Source organism: Sphaerospermopsis reniformis (assembly GCF_005402885.1).
In the GTDB taxonomy this organism is placed as follows: domain Bacteria; phylum Cyanobacteriota; class Cyanobacteriia; order Cyanobacteriales; family Nostocaceae; genus Sphaerospermopsis; species Sphaerospermopsis kisseleviana.
In genome coordinates, this window is record NZ_BJCE01000568.1 from 1 (window position 1) to 467 (window position 467).

The 467-nt window shown below is 45.8% G+C and carries 1 protein-coding gene; it reads left to right on the plus strand.

Features of this window, described 5'->3' with window-relative positions; all coding sequences use genetic code 11:
- A partial coding sequence (locus FFR48_RS28450) for a photosynthetic reaction center family protein (RefSeq protein WP_503827320.1) occupies positions 1-467 on the plus strand: 467 nt, incomplete at both ends.

Genomic DNA, 467 nt, shown 5'->3' on the forward strand with positions numbered 1-467 from the left:
ATCCGTGAACCCGTTGCAGGTTCATTAATCTACGGAAACAACATCATCTCTGGTGCAGTTGTTCCTTCCTCTAACGCTATCGGTTTACACTTCTACCCAATATGGGAAGCAGCTTCCTTAGATGAGTGGTTGTATAACGGTGGTCCTTACCAATTGGTAATTTTCCACTTCTTGATCGGAGTAGCTTGCTACTTAGGTCGTGAATGGGAACTTTCTTACCGCTTAGGTATGCGTCCTTGGATCTGTGTAGCTTTCTCTGCACCTTTAGCAGCAGCAACCGCAGTATTCTTGATCTACCCCATCGGTCAAGGTTCATTCTCCGATGGTATGCCTTTAGGTATCTCCGGTACATTCAACTTCATGATCGTGTTCCAAGCAGAACACAACATCTTGATGCACCCCTTCCACATGTTAGGTGTAGCTGGTGTATTCGGTGGTAGCTTGTTCTCTGCAATGCACGGTTCTTT